The sequence below is a fragment of the Pandoraea sp. XJJ-1 genome, assembly GCF_026802345.1.
Lineage (GTDB): Bacteria > Pseudomonadota > Gammaproteobacteria > Burkholderiales > Burkholderiaceae > Pandoraea > Pandoraea cepalis.
The window spans coordinates 3,598,472-3,617,361 of the sequence record NZ_CP113827.1 but is presented as its reverse complement, the minus strand read 5'-3'; the positions used below and the strand labels follow the sequence as shown (position 1 = coordinate 3,617,361).

At 65.7% G+C, this 18,890-nt stretch carries 15 protein-coding genes and 1 riboswitch; of the genes, 3 read left to right on the top strand and 12 right to left on the bottom strand.

All coding sequences use genetic code 11. The annotated features are described in order from the left end of the window. Positions 1–98: 98 nt before the first annotated feature. Positions 99–707 (top strand): DUF4136 domain-containing protein, encoded by a 609-nt coding sequence (locus OYT13_RS16545; RefSeq protein WP_017234205.1) that lies wholly within the window; start codon positions 99–101, stop codon positions 705–707. 170 nt (positions 708–877) lie between these two features. Here the strand turns inward: OYT13_RS16545 and OYT13_RS16540 are convergent, their stop codons facing one another. The 7 genes from OYT13_RS16540 to xdhA form a co-directional block, all read right to left on the bottom strand. After that, positions 878–1,435 carry a TMEM165/GDT1 family protein gene (locus OYT13_RS16540; RefSeq protein WP_130027900.1) on the bottom strand — a complete coding sequence of 186 codons (558 nt, stop codon included), beginning with the start codon at positions 1,433–1,435 and terminating at the stop codon, positions 878–880. A gap of 16 nt (positions 1,436–1,451) precedes the next feature. Beyond that, positions 1,452–1,636: riboswitch (yybP-ykoY riboswitch) on the bottom strand. A gap of 366 nt (positions 1,637–2,002) precedes the next feature. Beyond that, complete coding sequence (gene guaD / locus OYT13_RS16535; RefSeq protein WP_017234203.1) at positions 2,003–3,340, bottom strand: guanine deaminase; 1,338 nt, start codon at positions 3,338–3,340, stop codon at positions 2,003–2,005. Positions 3,341–3,359: 19 nt separating this feature from the next. Then, positions 3,360–4,784 (bottom strand): NCS2 family permease, encoded by a 1,425-nt coding sequence (locus OYT13_RS16530; protein ID WP_254440943.1) that lies wholly within the window; start codon positions 4,782–4,784, stop codon positions 3,360–3,362. A gap of 276 nt (positions 4,785–5,060) precedes the next feature. After that, positions 5,061–6,101, bottom strand: a complete 1,041-nt coding sequence (locus tag OYT13_RS16525; RefSeq protein WP_268566630.1) for an adenosine deaminase — start codon at positions 6,099–6,101, stop codon at positions 5,061–5,063. An 86-nt stretch (positions 6,102–6,187) separates the two neighbouring features. Next, on the bottom strand, positions 6,188–7,267 hold the full coding sequence (xdhC, locus tag OYT13_RS16520) for a xanthine dehydrogenase accessory protein XdhC (protein ID WP_268566629.1): 1,080 nt from the start codon (positions 7,265–7,267) through the stop codon (positions 6,188–6,190). Further along, positions 7,267–9,615, bottom strand: coding sequence for a xanthine dehydrogenase molybdopterin binding subunit (gene xdhB / locus OYT13_RS16515; RefSeq protein ID WP_017234199.1), 2,349 nt, complete (start codon positions 9,613–9,615; stop codon positions 7,267–7,269). Before xdhB ends, xdhC begins: the two co-directional genes overlap by 1 nt. 12 nt (positions 9,616–9,627) lie before the next feature. After that, complete coding sequence (xdhA, locus tag OYT13_RS16510) at positions 9,628–11,100, bottom strand: xanthine dehydrogenase small subunit (protein WP_017234198.1); 1,473 nt, start codon at positions 11,098–11,100, stop codon at positions 9,628–9,630. Between the two features lie 190 nt (positions 11,101–11,290). Here xdhA and OYT13_RS16505 point away from each other — a divergent pair, with 190 nt between their 5' ends. Continuing rightward, entirely contained in the window at positions 11,291–12,256 is a 966-nt protein-coding gene (locus OYT13_RS16505; protein ID WP_017234197.1) for a LysR substrate-binding domain-containing protein, read from the top strand. 95 nt (positions 12,257–12,351) lie between these two features. Here the strand turns inward: OYT13_RS16505 and OYT13_RS16500 are convergent, their stop codons facing one another. From OYT13_RS16500 to OYT13_RS16485, 4 genes are all read right to left on the bottom strand, one after another. After that, positions 12,352–12,864 carry a disulfide bond formation protein B gene (locus OYT13_RS16500; RefSeq protein ID WP_017234196.1) on the bottom strand — a complete coding sequence of 171 codons (513 nt, stop codon included), beginning with the start codon at positions 12,862–12,864 and terminating at the stop codon, positions 12,352–12,354. Positions 12,865–13,085: 221 nt separating this feature from the next. After that, entirely contained in the window at positions 13,086–14,471 is a 1,386-nt protein-coding gene (locus OYT13_RS16495; RefSeq protein ID WP_017234195.1) for an amidase, read from the bottom strand. 2 nt (positions 14,472–14,473) lie between these two features. Continuing rightward, positions 14,474–15,187 (bottom strand): GntR family transcriptional regulator, encoded by a 714-nt coding sequence (locus tag OYT13_RS16490; protein ID WP_017234194.1) that lies wholly within the window; start codon positions 15,185–15,187, stop codon positions 14,474–14,476. Between the two features lie 71 nt (positions 15,188–15,258). Beyond that, on the bottom strand, positions 15,259–15,945 hold the full coding sequence (locus tag OYT13_RS16485; RefSeq protein ID WP_268566628.1) for a DUF2848 domain-containing protein: 687 nt from the start codon (positions 15,943–15,945) through the stop codon (positions 15,259–15,261). Positions 15,946–16,405: 460 nt separating this feature from the next. Here OYT13_RS16485 and OYT13_RS16480 point away from each other — a divergent pair, with 460 nt between their 5' ends. Then, a complete protein-coding gene (locus tag OYT13_RS16480) occupies positions 16,406–18,187 on the top strand; it encodes a cation:proton antiporter (protein WP_017234192.1) in 1,782 nt (593 codons plus the stop codon). 106 nt (positions 18,188–18,293) lie between these two features. Here OYT13_RS16480 and OYT13_RS16475 read toward each other — a convergent pair whose 3' ends face one another. Further along, positions 18,294–18,860 carry a PaaI family thioesterase gene (locus OYT13_RS16475; protein WP_268566627.1) on the bottom strand — a complete coding sequence of 189 codons (567 nt, stop codon included), beginning with the start codon at positions 18,858–18,860 and terminating at the stop codon, positions 18,294–18,296. Between the last annotated feature and the right edge of the window lie 30 nt (positions 18,861–18,890).

The following is an 18,890-nucleotide window of genomic DNA, read 5'->3' as shown; positions in this document are numbered from 1 at the left end:
GTCAAAGGTTTCGGATGTGCGCGCTGCGCCGTCCTATGTTTAAATCGGCGCGACGGGTGCACGGCGGTGCGCCCGGCCGCTTACTGGAGCAGGCGATCATGGGGAAACGATGGGCCTTGGCGACGTTGGCCGTCGTCAGTGTTTTGCTGGCGGGGTGCGCCAGCACGGTCACGAGCCAGGTGACCGCGTTCGGCGATGCACCGGGCTTCGACGGCCCGCGAACTTACGCGCTCGTGCGCACGCCCGAACAGCAGAACAATCAGGAGCACGCGACTTACGAGCAGTGGCTGCGAACGCGTCTGGCCGGAGACGGCTTCAGCGAGCGAAGCCCGTCGAGCGCGCACTATCTGGTTGGGATGAGCTACGGCATCACCCAACAGATAATGCGTGTGGCTGAGCCCGTCTACGATCCGATGTTTGCGCCCGCCCCGTGGGGGCCTTGGGGGCGTCCGTGGGGCGGTTACGGCTACCCGTTCGGCGCGCCGCCCGCGTACGTCCAGCGGGATTATTCGTATGGGCTGGCGGGTTTGCAGTTGCGCTTCACGGACCGTGCGAGCGGCAAGGAGGTCTACCGAGTGCAGGCCAATACCAGTGACGCAGGCACGTCGCTGGCCTCGGCCATGCCGTACCTGATCGACGCCGCGCTCAGGCAGTTGCCGTTGCCGAGCGGGCGCACGATTAATGTCGAGCAGAAGGTCGGGCGTTAGGCGGGCGTCAGGCCGGCCGAGGGCGGGAAGGGGGTAGGTTGCCAGGGGAGAGACCCGGCAGACGTTGGGCGGTCATCCAGAGGTCACGCCGACGAACGGCATGCGACAGACTTACGCCAAGGCGAGGCGACGTGTCTTCGAGACGCGCGACTCGCCTTGGCGTTTGCGGTTTACTGCATCAACGTGATGATGCCGAGCACTGCGAAGATCACGGCGGCCACGGCGTGTACGGTCTTGGTCGGCAGACGACCGGCGAATTTGTGGCCCACGAGCACGGCCGGCACGTTGGCCAGCATCATGCCGAGCGTGGTGCCGGCCACCACGCCGAAGAAGTCCTGGTAGCGCGCGGCGAGCATTACCGTGGCGATCTGCGTCTTGTCGCCCATCTCGGCGATGAAGAACGTGAAGACGGTCGTCACGAACACGCCGAATTTGCGGCGCGTGGTGGTCTCTTCGTCATCGAGCTTGTCGGGGATGAGAATCCAGATCGCCATGCCGAGGAACGACGCGACGACGGCCCACTTCATGATGGCGGGACTGATGGCCGTGGACAGCCATTCGCCGACGGCGCCGGCAAAGCCATGATTGACGAGGGTGGCGACGAGAATGCCAAGAATGATCGGCACGGGCTTCTTGAAGCGCGCGGCGAGCACGAGGGACAGCAGTTGGGTTTTATCGCCGATTTCAGCGAGCGCGACCACACCGGTCGAGACCAGGAAGGGGGACATCGTATTTTTTATCTCCGCCGGGCCGTGAATACGCGAGCCAATGACCATGCGTCCCGGCCCGGATGGCGGAAGCATCGTCATCGGTCTCGCCAGGCCCGAGGGCTGCGCACGCCATAGCCGGTATCGGCCAAGTCTGTTGACGTACGCCCCTGCAGATGACAATCGTCTCTGACAGGGCGGCTACTCCCCAATGAATCGGAGCGGATTATAGCATTTGCCACGTGACATGGGCATGACGGGGAGGGTTGGCCGCTGGATGGGCACTTGATAAGCACTTGACGGGCGTATGCCGGGAAAGGAAAAAAGGGCAGCCGATCGGCTGCCCAAGGAGATCCCCGGCCGCATGCCCCTTGCGCGCGACCGGTGACCGCGAGGGAATGCGCGTCGTGCCAAGGCGACGGCGCGCGTTCTCTCGCGTAAGTCGTGACGCTCCGTGATGTCTCACAGCGTCTTGCAACGTCTCGCAGCGTCCCAAACGTCCCGAATGTCGTGAACAAGCTGAACGACCCGAACGCCCGTGCGGACGCCAGGCGCGTCAGTGCGTCAGTGCGTCAGTGCGTCAGTGCGTCAGTGCGTCAGTGCGTCCGTGCGGCGATGCACCGGCTGGCCGGCGGCGTAGGTTGTGGCGATGGCACGATCGTCGCCAAGCATGGCGAATGCGAACAGCAGCTCTTCGAGCGATTCGGCCAGTGCCGTGCGACGGGCGAGCAGCGGGGTGGCCTTCGGGTCGAGCACCACGAAGTCGGCCTCTGCGCCCACGGCCAGCGTGCCGATGGTGCCGTGCAGATCCAGCGCGTGCGCGGCGCCTTCGGTGGCCAGGTAGAACATGCGTTCGGCCGAGAGGTGATAGCCCGACAATCGCGCCACCTTGTGGGCCTCGTTCATCGTCTGCAGCATCGAGAAGGTCGAGCCGCCGCCCACGTCGGTCGCGAGCGTCACTGGCATGCGGCTCGCTTCCGCTGCCGCGAAGTCGAACAGACCACTGCCGAGGAACTGATTCGACGTCGGGCAATGCGCGGCGACAGTGCCCGTTTCGAACATGCGGCGACGATCATGCTCGTCGAGCCAGATGCAATGGCCGTACACGGCGCGCTTGCGCAGCAGCTTGTAGTGGTCGTACACGTCGAGGTAGCTGCGATGCCCGGGAAACAGCGAGCGCACCCATTCGACCTCGTCGGTGTTTTCGGCCACGTGGCTCTGGATGAATACGTCTGGATACTGCGTGGCGAGTTCGCCGCAAACGCCCAACTGGGCTTCGGTCGATGTCGGCGCGAAGCGCGGCGTGAGCGCGTAGAGCTGGCGTCCCTGGTTGTGCCAGCGCTGAATCAGCGCCTCGCTGTCGCGCGCGCCGCTCTCGGCCGTGTCGCGCAGGAATTCGGGGCAGTTGCGATCCATCATCACCTTGCCGGCGATCATGCGCAGATTGCGCGCGTCGCTGGCCGTGAAGAACGCATCGACCGAGCCGGGGTGCACCGTGCAGTACACGAGCGCGCTCGTGGTGCCGACACGCAGAAGTTCATCCAGGAAGAACTGGGCGACGTCGGCCGCGTAAGCCGGATTCTCGAAACGGCGCTCGGTCGGGAACGTGTACTTCTCGAGCCACGGCAGCAGCCCCGGCGCGGGCGACGCGATCATGTCCGTCTGCGGATAGTGGATGTGCGTGTCGATGAAGCCGGGCGTGACGACCTTGTCGCGCAGATCGTCGATCGGCGTGCCGTCGGGCAGCGTGGGGGCCACCTTCGCGTAGTCGCCCACGGCGGTGATGCGCCCATTCTCGAAGGCGACGAGGCCGTCGGTATGGTGCACGGTGCCTGGCGAGCCGTCGAGGTAGGCGCGCGACGGATCGTGCGTGAAGTAGACCAGTTGCGCGCGCACAGCGCGCAGGGCTTGGTGTGTCGTGGACATGTACAGGGTCCTTGCGTCGTTACATTTGCGTGAGCAGCAGCACTGCCAGCGCGGCGACGATCCACATCGCCGGCTTGATCTCCTTCACGCGTCCCGTGAACAGCTTGAGTACGACGAACGCGAGGAAGCTATAGGCAATACCGTCGGTGATCGAGTAAGAAATCGGAATCATCACGACTGCGATGAAGCTCGGAATCGCTTCGTCCATGCGGTGCCATTCGATGCGCGCCACGGACTCCATCATAAACACCCCGACCAGGATCAGCGCCGGCGCCGTCGCGATGGCGGGCACCAGCGAGAGCATCGGGGAAACGAACAGGAACGGCAGAAACAGCAGGGCGCATACGACGGCGGTCAGGCCGGTGCGTCCGCCCTGGGCAATGCCGGCGGCCGATTCGATGTAGGCGTTGGCCGGGCTCGTGCCGAGCGGGCCGGAGATCAGCACCGAGAACGAATCGACGATCATGGCCTGACGCATATTGCGCGGATTGCCATCGCGATCCTTCATGTTGCCGGCCTCGGCAATGCTCATGAAGGTCGAGAGCGTATCAAAGAACGCGGTGAAGAGCATTACGAAGATGAACGGCAGGTACGCGACCTTGAGCGCACCCAGCAGATCGAGCTGGCCGATACCCGAGAAATCGGGCGCGGCGAAGAAACCGTGGAAGTTCACTAACGTGGCCGTGGCGATTTCCTTGGGGAAATACGCGCTGCCGTCGCCCCACAGACGTCCGACCGGAATGGCCATGAGCGTGGTCGCGATGATGCCGATCATCAGCGCACCGTTCACGCGGCGCGCGACGAGCACGGTCGTGAGCGCCAGCCCGATCAGGAACGTGACGGTCGGCGGCGACAAGTGGGCCAGCCGCACGACGGTGACCGGGTCACCCACCACGAGCCGGGCGTTGACGAGGCCGATCACGGTGATGAACAGGCCGATGCCGCACGAGATTGCATAGCGCAGGTTCGCCGGAATCGCCTCGACCACGAAGCGTCGCACATTGAGCGCGGCGAGCAGCGCGAAGAGGATGCCCGACCAGAACACGCAGCCGAGTGCGGTCTGCCACGGCATGCCGACGCCGTGCACCATCGTGAACGCGAACAGCGCGTTCAGCCCCATGCCCGGCGCGACCAGCACCGGATTGCGCGCGTAGAGCCCCATCGCGCAACTGCCGAAGAAGCTGATGAGCACCGTAGCGGTCAGGGCCGCCGGGAACGCCATGCCGGTCTTCGACAGAATGGCCGGGTTGACGACGATGATGTACATCGCGGCAAGGAACGTCGTGATACCCGCGATCACTTCCGTACGGAACGTCGATCCGAGTGCGGTGATGCCGAAATATCGGTCGAGGGGCGAGACAGGTTGCGCGCCCGCCACGCGCGTGCTGTCGTGGGCCGCTTCGGGCGCGGCACTGCCCGCAGGAGGGCTGAGCGATGAGTCCATGGGGTGTTGTCTCCGATGTTCTAAGGTGTCGTGCTCGCATGACGCCGCGGGTGTGGGGGCACCGCGTGACGCCTATCTGGGCACGCTCGAAAAATAGCATCGGGCCCCGGCGAAAATATTCCCCTTGCGGCATGTTCCACATCATCGCGAGATGATGTGGCGATGCATCGGGGCGCGGTGTGCGTTGCGCGGGCATAAAAAACGCCCGAAGGGCCTTCGGGCGTTGTGAGATTCGATGCGGTTCGGGGTGGCCGATCGACAAGGCTCGGCTAACGCTTACCCCGCCTGCGCGGCGCGAAAACGCTCCAATTCGTCCACCAGACGCCGTTTTTCGCTGTCGTCGATAAACGAGGCTTCGAAACTATTCCTTGCCAACGTGTAAGCGTCGTCGAGCGTCATGTCCAGCGCGTCGAACGTGGCGAGGAAGTTCTCATTCAGGTAGCCGCCGAAGTAAGCCGGGTCATCCGAGTTGATCGTGACGGCCAGTCCGCGCTTGAGCAACGCGTGCAGCGTGTGCTGACCCATATGGTCGAACACCTTGAGGCGGATGTTCGACAGCGGGCACACTGTCAGCGCGATCCTTTCCCGGGCCAGGCGCTCGAGCAGCGCCTCGTCTTCAATGGCGCGAACACCGTGGTCCACACGCTCAACGTGCAGCACGTCCAGCGCCTCGTGAATGTACGCGGGCGGCCCTTCTTCCCCGGCATGCGCCACGAGGTGCAGCCCCAACTCGCGGCATCGCGCGAACACGCGTGCGAATTTGGCGGGCGGGTGGCCTTGCTCGGACGAATCGAGGCCTACGCCGACGAGCCGGTGCCCGTGGCTGTTGAAATACGGCAGCGCCGTTTCCAGCGTTTGCAGGGCGTCCGCTTCGGGCAGATGACGCAGGAAGCAGAGGATCAGGCGGCTTGTGATGCCGTGCTGCGTCTCGGCTTCGGCCAGTGCGCGTTCGATGCCGTGGATCACCGTCGCCATCGATACGCCGCGCGCGGTGTGCGTCTGCGGATCGAAAAAGATTTCCGTATGGCGGATATTGTCGGCGGCCGCGCGCGCAAGGTAGGCGCGGGTCATGTCGTAGAAATCGTCTTCGGTGAGCAAGACGCTCGCGCCCGCGTAGTAGATGTCCAGGAACGACTGGAGATCGGTGAAGGCGTAGGCGTCGCGCAGGGCCTCTACGCTCGGGTAGGGCAGCGTGACGTGGTTGCGCTCGGCGAGCCGGAAGATCAGTTCGGGCTCCAGCGTGCCCTCGATATGCACGTGCAGCTCCGCCTTGGGCATGGCGCAAAGGGTCTTGGCGAGTTCGGGCGTGAGTGGCATGACTAGGTCTTGATGAGGGGGATGGGCGGGATTTTACCGTCGCCCGCGAAAGTCGGTCACCCGGTGTCCCGGGCGCCAGGGGGCCTTCAAACGTGGACACCGGTGTCCTGCGACGCGGCCGGTCCGCTGTGTTGCATCTGTTGCTCGCGCACGCGCAGCAGTTGCGCGGCGACCGCGATCGCGATCGTCGCCGGCGCCTTGCCCGTGATGCCCGCCACGCCGATCGGGCAGATCATCTGCGCGAAACGCTCCGGCGGCACCCCGCGATCGCGCAGGCGATGCTCGAACTGACGACGTTTGGTCATCGAGCCGATCAAGCCGAAGTAGGCGAAGTCGTCGCGCTTGAAAATGGTCTCGCACAGGCGCTGATCCAGCGCATGGTTGTGCGTCATGACCAGGAAATACGCGCCCGGTGGCGCTTCGTCAACGACGGCTTCGGGGGTGTCGGTCGACTCGACGATGGTGTTCGGCGGCACCGTTTCCGGGAAGGTCTCGGTCCGCTCGTCGGCCCAGGTGACGCGGCACGGCAGCGTGGCCAGCACCTGCACGATGGCCTGTCCGACGTGACCGGCACCGAACAGCACGATGTGGAAATCGCTGGGCGCCAGCCGCTCGCTCAGCCAGAGCCAGCCATCGCTGGCTTGCCAGAACGAGCAGGCGGCGTCGTCGGCGTCGCGGGTCAGCGTGTGCGGATGCGCGAGCGGTTCGCTCGGATCGAGTGCCGTGAGCAAGACGGCGCCGCCTTGCTGCTGGCTGGCCGCCGCATCGGCCCCGGGTGCGCCGAACGCCACGCTGCGCAAGCTGGCCTCGCCGGCTGCGAGCCGTTTGTGCAGGGCACTTACCCAGGCCAGATCGGTTAGCGTGAGCACCTCGAAGGCGAGGGTGACGGCGCCGCCGCAGCACTGTCCGAGGCTCGGGCCGAGCGCGAAACGCTCGACGTGCCGCGCGCCTTGCTGTCCGTACTGGCGCAGCAACTGGCGCGCGACGTCCATCGCCCGCCATTCGAGATGGCCGCCGCCGATGGTCTCCCACGCGTGCTCGCGTGTCACAAGCAGGTGCGTGCCCGCTTCGCGCGGCGCGGAGCCTTCCACGCGCGCGATCGTCACCAGTACCGCGGCCTCGCCGCGGACCAGCAGCCTGTGAGCGGCCTCGACCCAGCGATGCATCAGGCGGCGCTCCGCGTGCGCAGCTCGGTGATCGCCGTGAGCAGCGCCTCGGACGTTGCCGGCGCATTGAGCACCGGCTCGTCCCGATAGTCGTTCACGCTCGCCACGGCGTCGCGCAACGCGTTGAACACCGAGAACGGCAGCAGCAGCGGCGGCTCGCCCACGGCCTTGGAGCGGTGGATGGAGTCCGACACGTTCGTGTTCTCGAACAGCGCCACGCGGAAATCCGTTGGGCAATCGCTGATGCCGGGGATCTTGTACGTGGACGGCGCGTGCGTCATGAGCTTGCCCTCCTGATTCCACCACAGTTCTTCGGTCGTCAGCCAGCCCATGCCTTGAATGAACGCCCCTTCCACCTGCCCGATGTCGAGCGCGGGGTTGATCGATTTGCCGGCGTCGTGAAGCACGTCGGCGCGTAGCAGACGCCATTCGCCGGTGAGCGTGTCGAGCACCACTTCGGAGACGGCCGCGCCGTAGGCGAAGTAGAAGAACGGGTTGCCGTTCATGGTCGCGGCGTCCCAAGACAGGCCCGGCGTGGCATAGAAGCCGTCGGACCACAATTGCACGCGGGCCCAATAAGCCGCTTCCACCAGATCGGGGAAGGGGATGTCGTGGCCATTTGCACTCACCACATCGTTGGCGAACTGCACGTCGTCGGGCGCACCGCCGTACTTCTGCGCGGCAAACGCGGCCAGACGTTGGCGGATCTGCCATGCGGCGTTCTGCGCGGCCTTGCCGTTCAGGTCGGCGCCCGTCGAAGCTGCGGTGGCCGACGTGTTCGCCACCTTGCTGGTGTCGGTCGCCGTCACGCGCACATGCGAGAGATCGACGCCCAGTTCGTGCGCCACGACCTGCGCAACCTTCGTGTTCAGGCCCTGGCCCATCTCGGTGCCGCCGTGATTGACCAGCATCGAACCGTCACGATAGATGTGCACCAGCGCGCCCGCCTGATTGAAGGCCTGCACGTTGAACGAAATGCCGAACTTGAGTGGGGTGAGCGCGAGGCCCTTGCGCAACACGGGACTCGTGCGATTGAACGCGCGCACGGCGTCGCGACGTGCGCGATACTCGCTCGTCTGCTCCAGTTGCGCGACGAGTTCGTGAATGATGTTGTCCTTGACGACCTGTCCGTACGGCGTGACGTTGCGCTCGGTCTTGCCGTAGAAGTTCACGCGGCGCACGTCGAGCGCGTCTTTGCCCAGGCGCCGTGCAATGGCGTCCTGTACGACTTCCATGATGAGCGCGCCCTGCGGGCCGCCGAAACCGCGAAACGCCGTGTTCGATTGCGTGTTCGTCTTGCCGCACAACGCGCGCAGGTCGGCGTCGGGCACGAAATAGGCGTTGTCGAAGTGGCAGATGGCGCGTGTGGCGACCGGTCCCGACAGGTCGGCCGAGAAACCGGCACGCAGTGTCATGTCGACCTTCGCGCCCGTGATACGGCCGTCGTCGTCGAAGCCGACGTCGTATTCGAAGTAAAAGCCGTGGCGCTTGCCGGTCATCATGAAATCGTCGTCGCGATCCAGACGCAGCTTGACCGGGCGTTTCAGACGCGTGGCGCACAACGCGGCGACACAGGCAAACAGCCCCGATTGCGATTCCTTGCCGCCGAAGCCGCCCCCCATGCGACGGCATTCGACCTGCACCTGATGGCTGTGCCAGCCCAGCGCGTGCGAGACGAGCGCCTGCATCTCGGTCGGGTGCTGCGTCGAGCAGTAGACGTGAATGCCGTCGTTTTCCTTCGGGATCGCGTACGAAATTTGCCCTTCGAGATAGAACTGCTCCTGCCCGTTGCACTCGAATGTGCCGCTCAGACGGTGCGGCGCGGCTTGCAGCGCGGCGTCGGCGTCGCCACGGCGCAGTTGATAGGGCGGCAGCACGCTGGCCCCCGCGGCCTTGGCGGCCTGTGGCGTGAGAATGGCGGGCAGGTCTTCGTATTCGCCCTTGGCCAGACGCGCCGCGCGGCGGGCCGCGTCATGCGATTCGGCCACCACGGCGAACATCGGCTGCCCGATGTACTGGACGAGGCCGTCCGCGAGAATCGGGTCGTCGTGAATGACCGGACCGCAATCGTTCACACCGGGGATGTCGGCGGCAGTGTAGACCGCGACCACGCCCGGCGCCCGACGCACGGCGTCGAGATCGAGCGAGAGCACGCGTGCGTGCGCCTTGGGCGACGCCCCGAGCGCGCAGTGCAGCGTGCCTTGCAGTTCGGGGATGTCGTCGGTGTAGGTGGCTTCGCCGGCCACGTGGAGTTCGGCCGACTCGTGGGGCCGCGAGCGGCCCACCTGTGCGCTGGCGCCTGCCGCGGCACCGGTCTGCGTCATGAAGCCTTCGACTTGCGTGTTCATGGGCAACTCCGGTTAGACGTTGGCGAACGCGTTGACTTCGTGTGCCGCAAGCGGCGCATCGAGGCGCGTCTCCAGGAAAAAACGATACAGCAGATTCTGCGCGCCGGCGAGCCGGTAGGCGCTGGTCGCGCGCATGTCCGAGAGCGGTTGGTAGTCGGCGGGCAAGGCCGACATTGCCGCGTGCACGGTGGCGTCGGTCCAGGGCTGGCCGATCAGGGCCGCTTCGATGGCGCTGCCGCGTTTGGGCGTGGCCGCCATGCCGCCGAAGGCCACGCGTGCCGAGCGTACGATCTCGCCGTCGAGTTCGACCGCGAAGGCCGCGCATACCGCCGAGATGTCCTGATCGAAACGCTTGGCCAGCTTGTAGGTGCGAAAGCGTTGCACCGCCGGGGGCAGCGGTACGCGGATGCCCTGCACGAATTCGCCCGCCTCGAGCGCGTTCTTCTGATAAGCCACGTAAAAGTCTTCGAGCGGCATCTCGCGCACGGCCCCGTCGCGATGCAGCACGATGCGCGTGCCGAGCACGATCAACGCGGGCATCGAATCGCCGATGGGCGAGCCGTTCGCGACGTTGCCGCCCAGCGTTCCGGCGTTGCGGATCGGGAACGAGGCGAAGCGCTGACGCAGCTCGGCCAGATCCGGATAGTGGGTGACGAGCGCATCGAACGCATCGTTGAGCAGCGCCCCCGCACCGATGTAGAGGCCGTTCGGACCCTCCGAAATCTCGCGTAGTTCCGCCACCTGTCCGATATAGATCAGATGCTTCAACTCGCGAAATTGCTTGGTGACCCACAGACCGACATCGGTGCTGCCAGCCAGAAGGCGCGCGTCCGGGTAGGCGGCGCGCAGGCGGCCCAGCTCGGCCAGCGTGCGCGGGGCGTGGAAGACCTGGCCGTCGTGCGAATACGACAGCGTGTCGTCGCGTTGCAACGCCTGGAGCTGCTTCGCCAGCGCCGCGCGGTCGAATTCCTGGCGCGGCAGGTCGAACATCTGCTGGGCGGCGTCGACGATCGGACGATACCCGGTGCAGCGGCACAGATTGCCGGAGAGCACGTCGTCGATCTCGCGGCGGGTCGGGCAGCCGGCCTGCTCGGGGCGGTTCACGTACATGGCCCACAGCGACATCACGAAGCCCGGCGTGCAGAAGCCGCATTGCGAGGCGTGGCAGTCCACGAGCGCCTGCTGCACCGGATGCAGCGCGCCGTCGGGCGCGCGCAGATCCTCGACCGTGAAGAGCGCGCGGCCGTCGAGCGTGGGCAGAAACTGGATGCAGGCGTTCACCGCGCGCAGCGCCACGTTGCCGTCGTCGGCCAGTTCGCCGATCACGACGGTGCAGGCGCCGCAGTCGCCCTCGGCACACCCTTCCTTGGTGCCGGTGCAGTGCAGGTCTTCGCGCGTGTACTGAAGCACGGTACGGGTCGTGGCTTCGCCAGTGACCTCGTGCACCTTGCCGCGGTAATAGAAGCGGATGGCTTGTGTCTCCATGGTTCTCAGTGTAGTGCAGTGGGATTGCGGGCGCGCCGGGACATGGCCGGCGTGGGAATGAGCCGAAGATAGCACCGGCGGCGGGGGTAAATATTTCGCGGCCATGATGATGGCTATTCGGTCGCCCCGATGACGTGGCATTGTCATAAACTATGGCTCGACCCCAAGCCTCGCAGAGCGCGCCCGCCCCATGCAAAGACCCCGCGAACAGATCGACGCGTACCTGCTGCGGGTACTGCACACACTGCTCACCGAGCAGAGTGTCTCACGCGCTGCGCTCAAGCTCGGCCAGTCGCAGCCGGCCATCAGCAACTCGCTGCGCCGCCTGCGCGAGATCACGGGTGACGCCATCCTGGTGCGCGGCAAGAGCGGCATGGTGGCGACCGAGCGTGGCCGGGAGTTGCTGGGCTACGCCACCGACGCGCTCGCCGCCATCGAGCGCATCACCCATCCCGCTACGGAATTCGCGCCTCAGACCACCACGCGGGCGTTTCGCCTCGGTGCCCCCGATTACCTGGACGCCGTCTTCCTGCCCAACATCGCCGAAGTGCTGCGCCGTGACGCCCCCTCGGCGCGGCTGCACGTGCAGCCGATCAACACCGCCTTCGACTACGCGGGCGCGTTGGAGAACGGTTCGCTCGACGTGGTGATCGGCAACTGGCTGGAGCCGCCGCCGCAACTGCACATGTCCCGGCTGTTCGACGACGAAGTGGTTTGCATGTTGGGCGCGCAGCATCCGCTCGCGAACAAGGGCATTTCGCTTAAGCATTATCTGGAATTGCCGCATCTGGCACCGACGCCTTACGTGGCCGAGCGCCAGAGTTTTATCGACGGATGTCTGGCCGAGCAGGGCCTGCGCCGCAATATCCAGATGACGATGCCTTACTTCGGACTCGTGCCGTACGTGCTGATGCGCACCGATCTGGTGTTCACGACCGGGCGGCAGTTTGCGCAGCACTATGCCCGCTATCTGCCGATTCGCGTGTTGCCGTCGCCCTTTGCCTTTCCGCCGATGCGCTTCTATCAGCTATGGCACGAGCGCACGCATGCCGCACCGGAGGTGACGTGGCTGCGCCGACGCGTGGCGGAGGTGGCAACGGAACTCGATGCCGCGAACGGCGGCGGGACGCCGGCGCCTGTGGTGGCGCGACCTTGACGGCGGGGGGCGGACGTTTGAACGACCGGACGGCTAAAGGGGCGGCGAGATGAGGCCGCTGCCCGGAGGCAGGCGGCCCGGGAGACGCGTGACGCTCAGCGCAGCGAAATCGCGCGGCGCGGACGATGCAACGCCAGCGAGAGGAAGATCACGACAAACGCGGCGAGCGACCACATCGGCAGGGTGAGACCGAGGATGGGCGGGTACATCGTCTGACACATCCCCTGAACCTGGAAGACTTGCGGCAGCAGGCGCGACGTCGGCAACGCATCGACGAATGCCTCGACCACGTCGTACCCGCAGCTCACCAGCGGATTGGCCTGCACGTAGATCAGATACCCCGACGCCGCCATGCCGCCGATCGCCGACAAAGCGGCGAGCACACGCGCGAACTGAATACCCGCCCAGCCACGCGAGACCGCGCCGGCCAGCCCGAAGATCGCGATCAGCACAAGTGCGTAACGCGCCAGAATGCACAGCGGACACGGATCCTCGTGACGCACATACTGGAAGTACAGCGCGCCGCCCAGCAAGGCGAGGCAGACGACGGTGAGCAGGAGGTACCGCAGGCGTTCGCGGCGCAGGGCCGGGTCGATTTGAGCGTTCATTTCACTTCGGGCGGTAGGCCATCACGAATCCCGCTCAACCCCACATGACGCCGGGCGGCAGGCACTTGGGCTGGCATTGTAACCCCAGCCCGAGGCGTGCGTGAGTCGAAAAGTTGCGGAACTATTTGCCCGAGAATGAGACGGTTGCGGACGCTGCGTCGACGGTCATGGCCCGGTGTTGCGGCGCAGCGCGAGCGGTGCCGCCGCCCGCGCTGCCAACATCAACCGCCCAGGCCGGCCGAGCGCAGGGCGTGCTCGATGGCGCGTCCGACCGGGAACAGGCGGGCGTCGTCGCCTGCCGCGGCGCTGACCATCAGGCCGATGGGCGCTTCGCCCTCGGCCTGGCACGGCAGCGAGAACGCGCAGCCGTCGATCATGTTGATGGCCGTCGGGTTGCGCAGCACCAGCGCGTTGGTGGCCGTAAAAGTGTCGTCGTTCGCCTCGAGCGGCGCGATGGCCGGTGGCGTGAGCGGCACGGTCGGACACAGCACCGCGTCGAAGCCCTGCCAGACAGGGGTCGCTGCGGCGATGAGCGCGGCGCGGGCGTTCAGCAGGTCAATGTAGTCGGCGGCGCTGGCCGGCTCACCCTTGCGGATGCGCACCAGCACCCGAGCGTCGTAGTCCTGCGCACGCTCGGCCTGCAGCTTGCGATGCCACGCGAAGGCTTCGATGGGCGAAAAGCCGAATCGATTGATGGCGGGCAACTGTTCGAACGGCGTGAACTGGAATTCCACCAGCGTCGCCCCCGCCCTGGCGAGCGTGGCGAGGGCGCGCTCGTAGATCTCGATGGCGGCGGGTTCCGCCCCGTCCAGCACGAAGTTCGTCAAGACGCCCAAGCGCATGCCGCGAACGTCGCGCGGCGGCGGCAGGGACTCGTCGACGGCATGGCCCGAGAGAATCGCATCGACCCAGGCGCAGCAATCGACCGAGCGGCCGATGGGGCCGACCGAGTCGAGCGATGTCGACAGCGGCAGGGCGCCGTCGCGCGGCGTGCGCGCCGCCGTCGGCTTGAAGCCTGTCAGGCCGCAGAAGGCCGACGGAATACGGATCGAGCCGCCGGTATCGGTGCCGAGTCCGACCGCCGCCATGCCATCGGCCACCGACGCGGCCGCGCCCGACGACGATCCCCCGGCAATGTGCCCGGCCTGACGCTGCCACGGCGAGCGCGGCGTGCCGTAATGCGGGTTCAGGCCGAGTCCGGAAAAGGCGAATTCGGTCATGTTGGTGCGGCCGATGATGACGGCGCCGGCCTGACGCAGGCGCGCCACGGCGAGGGCGTCGTGCTTGGCCGGGGCGGCGTTCGACAGGACTTTGGACCCTGCGCGCGTGACTTGTCCGGCGACGTCGAACAGATCCTTCACCGACACGGGAACGCCCATCAGCGGCGACAGACGTGCACCGGCCCGGCGCAGGGCGTCGAGGCCGTCGGCGGCGCTGCGCGCGGCTTGTGCATCGACTTGCGTGAAGACGACGTTGCCCTGACCCGCCGGATCATTGATGCGCGCGAGCGCCTGCTCGGTCAATGCGCGGCTGGTGGTGCGTCCGGCGTCGAGCGCGGCGGCGAGGTCGGACAGGGGGCGTTGCAGATCGATGGCGTCGGTGCTCATGGTCAGATCGCTTTCAGGATATGGGTACGGAATTCTTCGATATGCCGGGCGATGGCCCGGCGGGCGCGTTCGGCATCGTGCGCGGCGAGCGCTTCAAATAGTTCGAGGTGTTCCTCGTAGACGTCTTCCATATGGCTGGGCGTCGACAGGGCGAGGAACCAGAATCGCAGCGAGCGCTCGTGCAGACCGCGCAGAAGCTCGGCGAGCGTCTGGTTGCGCGAGGCGCGCGAGATGGCCAGATGGAAGTCGCGGTCGATGCGCATCATCGCCGCCACGTCGCGTGCGGCGATGGCCGCCTGAGACCGTGCCAGCACGGCTTCGATGGCGGCGAGGTCGTCCGGCGTGGCGGCGCGCGCGGCCAGCCCCGCGCAATACGTCTCGTTGATCATGCGCACGTCGATGATCTCGAGCGCATCGTTGAGCGAGACCGGCGCGACCATCGCCCCCTTGCGCGGCAGGATCACCACCCACCCTTCGAGGGCAAGGCGGTGCATCGCCTGATGCACCGGGGTGCGTCCGAGTCCCGTCGACTGCATCAACTGCGCTTCGTTGAGCGTCTCGCCCGGGCGTAGACGCAGCGTGATGATGTCGTGCTTGATCGCGTCGTACGCGCGCTCGGTCAGGCTGCGGCCATCTGCGGCGGCCTGCGGTGTGGCGGTAGCGGACGCATCGGGATTGGCCGCGAGAAGCGTGTCGTCGGGGGTGTCGTTGGGCATCGGGGCGGGTCGGTTCTATCGGCCAGCGTCGGGTCTGCGCTTCGATGGGCGCCGGTCGGCGTCAGTCGGCTTTAGTCGGCAATCGCCAGCGCCTGCGTGGCGTAGCGATGTCGGATCGTGCGGCCGAGGACCGGATCGTGCAGTTCGATCTCGAACTGCTCGCCGCCAGCCACGCCGCCAATGGCAGCGAGTGTGCCACAGAACATGGCGGCGCCCGCCGGCAGGCCATCCGGCCCGAGTTTGTCCATCAATTCCTGCGGCGAGAGCAGGCTGGCCACGGTGCCTTCCTGATAGAGGCGCCGTTCGCCGTCGCGCGTCACCCAGGAGCGCAGCATCAGCTGATCCCAGTGCGCGGCGACATCGGCAAAGCGCCACGCGTCGCGTGCCACCGGCTTCGCGCAGACTTGCTTCGAGACGGTCACGCCATAGGCTTCGACTTCGCGGTCGGTGTGATCCGAGCCCACGCTCACGAGCAAATCGCCACCGTGGCGCACGAGCACGCATTCGGCTTCGCCGCTGCTCGTCTGGCCGACGACGTCGATGGTGTCGTCTTGCGCGAGCAATGCGGGCGCCAGTCGGTAGAAGCACGGCGTGCTCGACGGGCGGCGCACGCCCAATGCGGCCAACTCGGCAATGTGGTGCTCGACGGCGTCGCGATCGCGTCCGGCCCAGCCGGCGATGATCAACGTGTCGACGGACACGTCGACGCACGGATGGGGGCCGTCGCCGGACACCCTGAAGGACAGATGGGAACGCATACGTGACCACTCCTGTAAAATTCGATTGATATTTGTGTGATATTTCACAAGGTCGGAAGACAAAAAGCAAGCGGAAAAATTTCGTCGTGTGCGACGAATATGGGGAATTTTTTATGAAAAGCCCCGTCAATCCTGGGTTGCGCGCGTGTTCGCCGATCGCGTATATTGAATCGGCATCGGTATTGGGTTGGATATTCGTCTGATTTTTGCCGAAACGGTCGCGGAGGCCGACGCCCCTCAGGGGGATTGGCGGGACAGCGGACCGGCGGCCAATGCCCGAGTGACGACCGGGCGAACGAGCGCAACGTCAATCAAGTCGGCGGCACACCGCCGGCTTCCCACCTTCATCAAGCATCGCGTTTTGCATCGTCGCGGCGGCCCGTCAGGGAAGCGGCGCGCGGCGGGCGTGACATCAAAAACAGCAAAATCGGCGCAACTCGCCGCGGGGAGAACTTATCGGATGCATCACGCCATTGACTTCATTCAGGACCTGGCCGTCATCATGCTGCTGGCCGGCATCGTGACGGTCATCTTCAACCGGTTCCGACAGCCGGTCGTGCTCGGCTATATCGTGGCGGGCGTGATCATCGGCCCGTATACACCGCCGTTTGCGCTGATACATGACGAGAAGACGATCGGCATTCTGGCCGAGCTCGGTGTCGTGTTCCTGATGTTTTCGCTGGGGCTGGAGTTCAGCTTGCGCAAGCTTGCGCGAGTGGGCGTGACGGCATTCGTGGCGGCGATCACCGAGATTGTGCTGATGCTCTGGCTTGGCTACGAGATCGGCCGCTTCTTCGGTTGGAAGGCGATGGACTCGATTTTCCTTGGCGCGATGCTCGCCGTCTCGTCGACCACCATCATCGTCAAGGCGCTCGACGAACTCGGCATGAAGCGAGAGCGATTCGCCCAGCTCATCTTCGGTGTGCTGATCGTGGAAGACGTGCTCGCCATTGGCATGATCGCGCTGCTCTCGGGCATCGCCATCAGCGGCTCGGTGGATGCCGGCGAGGCCACCTTTACGCTGGGCAAGCTGCTGCTGTTCATGGTGGTGTCGCTTGTCGTGGGCATTCTGCTCGTGCCGCGCATTCTCGCGTACGTGGCGAAATTCAAGAGCGATGAGATGCTGCTGGTCGTCGTGCTCGGCCTGTGCTTCGGCTTCTGCCTGCTGGTGATTCAGATGGGTTACAGCGTGGCGCTCGGCGCGTTCCTGATCGGCGCGATCATGGCCGAGGCGCGAGAGCTGCATACCATCGAACGGTTGGTTGCACCGCTACGCGACATGTTCAGCGCCGTGTTCTTCGTCACCATCGGACTGCTGCTCGATCCGCACGTGCTGGCGACGTACATCTGGCCGATTCTCGTCATCACCCTCGCCGTCGTGATCGGCAAGATCGTCTCGTGCGGACTGGGGGCGTACCTTTCGGGGCAGGACGGCCGGACGTCGATGCGCGTGGGCATGGGGCTGTCGCAAATTGGCGAGTTCTCTTTCATCATTGCGTCGCTCGGGTTGTCGCTCAAGGTGACGAGCGACTTCCTCTACCCGATTGCGGTCGCCGTCTCGGTCATCACGACGCTGCTCACGCCGTACCTGATCAAGAGTGCCGATCCGTTCACGGGATGGCTCGGCCGCATGATGCCCGGACGTCTGTCATACGTGCTGCGTCAGTACACGCAGTGGTTGCAGAGCATTCATCTGACGGGCGATAGCGCGGCGCTCGTCGGCATCGTGCGTCGCATCGTGATGAGCGTGGCGATCAATCTTGCGCTCGTGGTGACGATTTTCCTCGGCGGCGCCTTCTTCTATCGGCGTTTGGCGGCGCTGATGTCGCCGTGGGTGCGCGACCCGAGCCTGCAAAGCGCGGTGGTCTGGGGCGTGGCGCTCGTGCTGTCGCTGCCGTTCCTGATCGCGGTGTACCGCAAGCTCAAATCGCTCTCGCTCCTGCTTGTGGAGTTGTCGGTGCCGCCGAGCCTGACCGGACGCTACACATACCAGGTGCGCCGCGTGGTGGCCGAAATCCTGCCGATTGCCGCCATGGTCGGGGTGATCCTGCTGGTGGCGGCCTTGTCGGCGAGTATCCTGCCGTCCACGGAGATGGTCGTGCTGATCGTGGCGGGAACGGTGGTGCTGGCGATCATCATGCGGAGCTGGTTCGTGCGCATGCACGCCAAGCTGCAGATTGCACTCAAGGAGACGCTGGAACACCAGCCCGATAGCGAGCAGGGCGGCGGCTCCCCGCATTGAGCGACGCGCGAGCCGTGGCGACGTCCTGACGACGGCGCGCAGCGACACAAAAGCCCGCCGGGGGATTTGCTTCCCCGGCGGGCTTTTTCATGGCGCGTCGCTGCCCTTATGTCTTGCGCGGCGGAAAGTCGAAGATCAGGCACGTCGTCGTGGCGTGCGCATACAGGGTGCCATCCGGACCGACGATGCGGCCCTCGGCGATGCCGACCTGACGCCCGACCTGGATGACTTCGCCTTCCGCACGCACGCAAGGCACGTCACGCGTGAGGGCGCGCACCATATTGGTCTTGAGTTCGAGCGTGGTGTAGCTGCGTCCGGCGGGAAGCGTGGAGTGCACCGCGCAGGCGACCGCGGAGTCGAGCAGCGTGGCGAACCAGCCGCCGTGTATGGCACCGAGCGGGTTGTAATAGGGCAACGCCGGGCGGCCTTGAAAGACCGCGCGGCCGTTCGCGGCTTCGATGGCGATGAAGCCCAGCGTCTCACTGATCGGCGGCAGCGGCAGCCTGCCGTCGAACATCGCTTCAAATATTTCCATGCCCGACAGGCCGATCACGTCGGACGGCGTTGCCACGCCGTAGCGTAGCGGACCGTGACGTGTGAGCCGTTCGCGCACGGCGGCTTCGTCGGCTTCCCATTGCGCCAGTACGGCGGCGGCATCCGGTCGGGTATTCATGGCGTTTTCCTCGTAACTTTTATCAGGCAA

What these genes read in the sequence shown, in the direction of transcription:
- OYT13_RS16545 (WP_017234205.1), top strand. Translation starts at nt 99, where the DNA reads ATGGGGAAACGATGGGCCTTGGCGACGTTGGCCGTCGTCAGTGTTTTG.
- OYT13_RS16540 (WP_130027900.1), bottom strand. Translation starts at nt 1,435, where the DNA reads ATGTCCCCCTTCCTGGTCTCGACCGGTGTGGTCGCGCTCGCTGAAATC.
- guaD (WP_017234203.1), bottom strand. Translation starts at nt 3,340, where the DNA reads ATGTCCACGACACACCAAGCCCTGCGCGCTGTGCGCGCGCAACTGGTC.
- OYT13_RS16530 (WP_254440943.1), bottom strand. Translation starts at nt 4,784, where the DNA reads ATGGACTCATCGCTCAGCCCTCCTGCGGGCAGTGCCGCGCCCGAAGCG.
- OYT13_RS16525 (WP_268566630.1), bottom strand. Translation starts at nt 6,101, where the DNA reads ATGCCACTCACGCCCGAACTCGCCAAGACCCTTTGCGCCATGCCCAAG.
- xdhC (WP_268566629.1), bottom strand. Translation starts at nt 7,267, where the DNA reads ATGCATCGCTGGGTCGAGGCCGCTCACAGGCTGCTGGTCCGCGGCGAG.
- xdhB (WP_017234199.1), bottom strand. Translation starts at nt 9,615, where the DNA reads ATGAACACGCAAGTCGAAGGCTTCATGACGCAGACCGGTGCCGCGGCA.
- xdhA (WP_017234198.1), bottom strand. Translation starts at nt 11,100, where the DNA reads ATGGAGACACAAGCCATCCGCTTCTATTACCGCGGCAAGGTGCACGAG.
- OYT13_RS16505 (WP_017234197.1), top strand. Translation starts at nt 11,291, where the DNA reads ATGCAAAGACCCCGCGAACAGATCGACGCGTACCTGCTGCGGGTACTG.
- OYT13_RS16500 (WP_017234196.1), bottom strand. Translation starts at nt 12,864, where the DNA reads ATGAACGCTCAAATCGACCCGGCCCTGCGCCGCGAACGCCTGCGGTAC.
- OYT13_RS16495 (WP_017234195.1), bottom strand. Translation starts at nt 14,471, where the DNA reads ATGAGCACCGACGCCATCGATCTGCAACGCCCCCTGTCCGACCTCGCC.
- OYT13_RS16490 (WP_017234194.1), bottom strand. Translation starts at nt 15,187, where the DNA reads ATGCCCAACGACACCCCCGACGACACGCTTCTCGCGGCCAATCCCGAT.
- OYT13_RS16485 (WP_268566628.1), bottom strand. Translation starts at nt 15,945, where the DNA reads ATGCGTTCCCATCTGTCCTTCAGGGTGTCCGGCGACGGCCCCCATCCG.
- OYT13_RS16480 (WP_017234192.1), top strand. Translation starts at nt 16,406, where the DNA reads ATGCATCACGCCATTGACTTCATTCAGGACCTGGCCGTCATCATGCTG.
- OYT13_RS16475 (WP_268566627.1), bottom strand. Translation starts at nt 18,860, where the DNA reads ATGAATACCCGACCGGATGCCGCCGCCGTACTGGCGCAATGGGAAGCC.